This is a genomic window from Saccharopolyspora sp. 6M, assembly GCF_020176775.1.
Lineage (GTDB): Bacteria > Actinomycetota > Actinomycetes > Mycobacteriales > Pseudonocardiaceae > Saccharopolyspora_C > Saccharopolyspora_C gregorii.
In genome coordinates this window covers 1-5,380 of sequence record NZ_JAIUJZ010000299.1, presented here as the reverse complement: position 1 = coordinate 5,380, position 5,380 = coordinate 1, and the positions used below count along the sequence as shown (strand labels likewise).

3 rRNA genes are annotated in these 5,380 nt (G+C 57.7%); all 3 read left to right on the top strand.

The features are described from left to right. The first annotated feature begins 136 nt into the window (after positions 1-136). The 3 genes from LCD31_RS27975 (at position 137) to rrf (ending at position 5,236) form a co-directional block, all read left to right on the top strand. Positions 137-1,662: ribosomal RNA gene (locus LCD31_RS27975) — 16S ribosomal RNA — on the top strand. A gap of 254 nt (positions 1,663-1,916) precedes the next feature. Further along, positions 1,917-5,005: ribosomal RNA gene (locus LCD31_RS27970) — 23S ribosomal RNA — on the top strand. A 113-nt stretch (positions 5,006-5,118) separates the two neighbouring features. Continuing rightward, positions 5,119-5,236 (top strand): 5S ribosomal RNA (gene rrf, locus LCD31_RS27965). The 16S, 23S and 5S rRNA genes sit together here, the layout of an rRNA operon. Positions 5,237-5,380 lie beyond the last annotated feature (144 nt).

Sequence of the window (5,380 nt, the reverse complement as noted above, 5' to 3'; positions counted from 1 at the left end):
GGGTGTGTTCTTTGAGAACTCAACAGCGTGCCGATGATGGTGAGTGGTAAACTCATCTTGATGAATTATATGCCTCGGTTTTCTTTGGATGGCCGGGGTGCCTCGTTTTTTTCGGGGCAGGATTTTCTCTGAGACATTGTTGGAGAGTTTGATCCTGGCTCAGGACGAACGCTGGCGGCGTGCTTAACACATGCAAGTCGAACGCTGAAGCCCTTTCGGGGGTGGATGAGTGGCGAACGGGTGAGTAACACGTGGGTAATCTGCCCTGCACTCTGGGATAAGCCTTGGAAACGGGGTCTAATACCGGATAGGACACGTGGCCGCATGGTCTGCGTGTGGAAAGTTCCGGCGGTGCAGGTTGAGCCCGCGGCCTATCAGCTTGTTGGTGGGGTGATGGCCTACCAAGGCGACGACGGGTAGCCGGCCTGAGAGGGTGACCGGCCACACTGGGACTGAGACACGGCCCAGACTCCTACGGGAGGCAGCAGTGGGGAATCTTGCGCAATGGGCGAAAGCCTGACGCAGCAACGCCGCGTGGGGGATGACGGCCTTCGGGTTGTAAACCTCTTTCGACATCGACGAAGCCTTCGGGTGACGGTAGGTGTAGAAGAAGCACCGGCTAACTACGTGCCAGCAGCCGCGGTAATACGTAGGGTGCGAGCGTTGTCCGGAATTATTGGGCGTAAAGAGCTCGTAGGCGGTTTGTCGCGTCGGCCGTGAAAACCTGCCGCTTAACGGTGGGCGTGCGGTCGATACGGGCAGACTTGAGTTCGGTAGGGGAGACTGGAATTCCTGGTGTAGCGGTGAAATGCGCAGATATCAGGAGGAACACCGGTGGCGAAGGCGGGTCTCTGGGCCGATACTGACGCTGAGGAGCGAAAGCGTGGGGAGCGAACAGGATTAGATACCCTGGTAGTCCACGCCGTAAACGGTGGGCGCTAGGTGTGGGGACTGTTTCCACGGTTCCTGTGCCGTAGCTAACGCATTAAGCGCCCCGCCTGGGGAGTACGGCCGCAAGGCTAAAACTCAAAGGAATTGACGGGGGCCCGCACAAGCGGCGGAGCATGTGGATTAATTCGATGCAACGCGAAGAACCTTACCTGGGTTTGACATGCACAGGATCGCCCCTGAGAGGGGGTTTCCCTTGTGGCCTGTGTGCAGGTGGTGCATGGCTGTCGTCAGCTCGTGTCGTGAGATGTTGGGTTAAGTCCCGCAACGAGCGCAACCCTTGTCCTGTGTTGCCAGCACGTGATGGTGGGGACTCGCAGGAGACTGCCGGGGTCAACTCGGAGGAAGGTGGGGATGACGTCAAGTCATCATGCCCCTTATGCCCAGGGCTTCACACATGCTACAATGGCTGGTACAGAGGGTGGCGATACCGTGAGGTGGAGCGAATCCTTAAAGCCGGTCTCAGTTCGGATCGGGGTCTGCAACTCGACCCCGTGAAGTCGGAGTCGCTAGTAATCGCAGATCAGCAGTGCTGCGGTGAATACGTTCCCGGGCCTTGTACACACCGCCCGTCACGTCATGAAAGTCGGTAACACCCGAAGCCCATGGCCCAACCGGTTCGCCCGGGGGGAGTGGTCGAAGGTGGGACTGGCGATTGGGACGAAGTCGTAACAAGGTAGCCGTACCGGAAGGTGCGGCTGGATCACCTCCTTTCTAAGGAGCAATACACATCCGCGGACACTGGTTTCGACTGGTGTTGGTGGGGTGTCCAGGGTTGAGAAGACATGTGTTCTTCTGTTCTGGGTGCTCGAGGATTTAGTGGAAATGCCGCTCGGAGTTTTCGTTGTCGTGCACGCTGTTGGGTGTCTGAGGGGACACACTGGTGACTGCGGCCCTTATTGTGGGTTGTGGTTGGTGTCTTTTCGGTTGTTGTTTGAGAACTGTATAGTGGATGCGAGCATCTTTGTGGCCAAGTTATGTAGGGCACATGGTGGATGCCTTGGTACCAGGGGCCGATGAAGGACGTGGGAGGCTGCGAAATGCCTCGGGGAGCTGTCAACCGAGCTGTGATCCGAGGATGTCCGAATGGGGAAACCCGGCCCGAGTGATGTCGGGTCACCTGCACCTGAATGTATAGGGTGTTGGGAGGGAACGCGGGGAAGTGAAACATCTCAGTACCCGTAGGAAGAGAAAACACTGGTGATTCCGTGAGTAGTGGCGAGCGAAAGCGGAGGAGGCTAAACCGGGCGCGTGGGATACCTGGCAGGGGTTGCGTGTCTGGGGTTGTGGGGCTTGTCTGGAGGCGGCTGTCACCGTTTCAGCGTGGTTGTGTGTGTTAGTTGAACAGGTTGGGATGCCTGGCCGGAGTGGGTGAGAGTCCCGTAGGCGAAAGCACATGCGATACGTGTGGATTTGTTCCCGAGTAGCAGCGTTTCCGTGGAGGGCGCTGTGAATCTGGCGGGACCACTCGCTAAGCCTAAATACTTCCTGGTGACCGATAGTGGATAGTACCGTGAGGGAATGGTGAAAAGTACCCCGGGAGGGGAGTGAAATAGTTCCTGAAACCATGTGCCTGCAATCCGTCAGAGCATGATCTTTGGGTTGTGTGATGGCGTGCCTTTTGAAGAATGAGCCTGCGAGTTGCTGCTGCGTGGCGAGGTTAACCTGTTGTGGGGTAGCCGGAGCGAAAGCGAGTCTGAAGAGGGCGTGGAGTCGCGTGGTGCAGACCCGAAGCGGAGTGATCTACCCATGGCCAGGGTGAAGCGCGGGTAAGACCGTGTGGAGGCCCGAACCCACCAGGGTTGAAAACCTGGGGGATGAGTTGTGGGTAGGGGTGAAAGGCCAATCAAACTTCGTGATAGCTGGTTCTCCCCGAAATGCATTTAGGTGCAGCGTCGTGTGTTTCCTGGGTGGGGTAGAGCACTGGTTGGTTGATGGGCCTTATGGGTTACTGACGTCAGCTAAACTCCGAATACGCCTGGGTAGAGCGCGGCAGTGAGACGGTGGGGGAGAAGCTTCATCGTCGAGAGGGAAACAGCCCAGAACACCGGCTAAGGCCCCTAAGTGTGTGCTCAGTGGGAAAGGATGTGGGATTGCCCAGACAACCAGGAGGTTGGCTTAGAAGCAGCCATCCTTGAAAGAGTGCGTAATAGCTCACTGGTCAAGTGGTCCTGCGCCGACAATGTAGCGGGGCTGAAGTGCACCGCCGAAGCCGTGTCAATGAGTCCTTGTGGCTTGTTGGGTAGGGGAGCGTCCTGCATGCGGTGAAGCGTCCGGGTAACCGTGGCGTGGAGTGTGTGGGAGTGAGAATGCAGGCATGAGTAGCGAGAGCAGAGTGAGAATCTCTGCCGCCGATTGACTAAGGGTTCCTGGGGCAGGTTCGTCCGCCCAGGGTGAGTCGGGGCCTAAGGCGAGGCCGACAGGCGTAGTCGATGGAGAACGGGTTGATATTCCCGTACCCGTGTGCACGCGCCCATGGCGAAACGGTTGAGACTAACCATCCGCGAGCATGGTGGCTCTTCGGAGTTGTTGTGTGAGTGCATGGGACCTGATTCTGCGGTAGTCAAGTGATGGGGTGACGTAGTGGGGTAGCTGTGCCAGTGAGTGGTAGTACTGGTGTAAGCCTGTAGCCTGCCGTCTAGGTAAATCCGGGCGGTGTGAAGGGTGAGGGGTGATGCGTAGCCGTTGTGGTGAAGTCAGTGATCCCGTGCTACCGAGAAAAGCCTCTAGCGATGTGTGTGCATGGCCCGTACCCGAAACCGACACAGGTGGTCAGGTAGAGTATACCGAGGCGGTCGGGTGAACTGTGGTCAAGGAATTCGGCAAATTGCCCCCGTAACTTCGGGAGAAGGGGGGCCATTGCTGGTGAACACCCGTGCGGTGGGAGCTGGTGGTGGCCGCAGAGGCCAGGGAGAAGCGACTGTTTACTAAAAACACAGGTCCGTGCGAAGTCGTAAGACGAGGTATACGGACTGACGCCTGCCCGGTGCTGGAACGTTAAGAGGACCTGTTAGCATGCCTTTGGGTGTGTGAAGCGGAGAATTTAAGCGCCAGTAAACGGCGGTGGTAACTATAACCATCCTAAGGTAGCGAAATTCCTTGTCGGGTAAGTTCCGACCTGCACGAATGGCGTAACGACTTCTCCGCTGTCTCGACCACAGGCCCGGTGAAATTGCAGTACGAGTAAAGATGCTCGTTTCGCGCGGCAGGACGGAAAGACCCCGGGACCTTTACTATAGCTTGGTATTGGTGTTCGGTGCGGCTTGTGTAGGATAGGTGGGAGACTGTGAAGCGTTCACGCTAGTGGGTGTGGAGTCGTTGTTGAAATACCACTCTGGTCGTTCTGAGCATCTGAACCTCGGACCCTGATCGGGTTCAGGGACAGTGCCTGGTGGGTAGTTTAACTGGGGCGGTTGCCTCCTAAAGGGTAACGGAGGCGCCCAAAGGTTCCCTCAGCCTGGTTGGTCATCAGGTGTTGAGTGTAAGTGTATAAGGGAGCTTGACTGTGAGACTGACAGGTCGAGCAGGTGCGAAAGCAGGGACTAGTGATCCGGCACTGGCTGGTGGAAGCGGTGTCGCTCAACGGATAAAAGGTACCCCGGGGATAACAGGCTGATCTTGCCCAAGAGTCCATATCGACGGCATGGTTTGGCACCTCGATGTCGGCTCGTCGCATCCTGGGGCTGGAGTTGGTCCCAAGGGTTGGGCTGTTCGCCCATTAAAGCGGCACGCGAGCTGGGTTTAGAACGTCGTGAGACAGTTCGGTCCCTATCCGCCGCGCGCGTAGGAGATGTGAGGAAGGCTGTCCCTAGTACGAGAGGACCGGGACGGACGGACCTCTGGTGTGCCAGTTGTTCCGCCAGGAGCAGGGCTGGTTGGCTACGTTCGGGAGGGATAACCGCTGAAAGCATCTAAGCGGGAAGCCTGTTCCAAGATGACGTCTCCCACCCCTTTTGTGGGTTAAGGCCTCCTAGAGATGATGGGGTTGATAGGCTCGGCATGGAAGCACAGTAATGTGTGGAGTGGACGGGTACTAATAGGCCGAGGACTTGTTCACGAAGATTGCTACGCATCCACTATACGGTGTCTGAGGCAGCAACCGGTTGGTTGTTGAATTGGATAGAGGTTTCACACGGCGCCCCGTGGTGGGGTGTTGGTGTGGTTGGATTTGTCGGTGGTTTTAGCGGAGCGGGGAACGCCCGGTCCCATTCCGAACCCGGAAGCTAAGCCCTCCAGCGCCGATGGTACTGCACTCGATAGGGTGTGGGAGAGTAGGACACCGCCGACAATACTCATGAGGGGACACGCCCCGGAACTTGGTTCGGGGGCGTGTTCTGTTTTCCAGGACCGTCAAGGGGCTGGGGTGAAGACGATGATGGGGGCCTGGTCCCCAGGGAGTGGCTTGAAGGCCACTGCCTGGGGACCGGCCCCC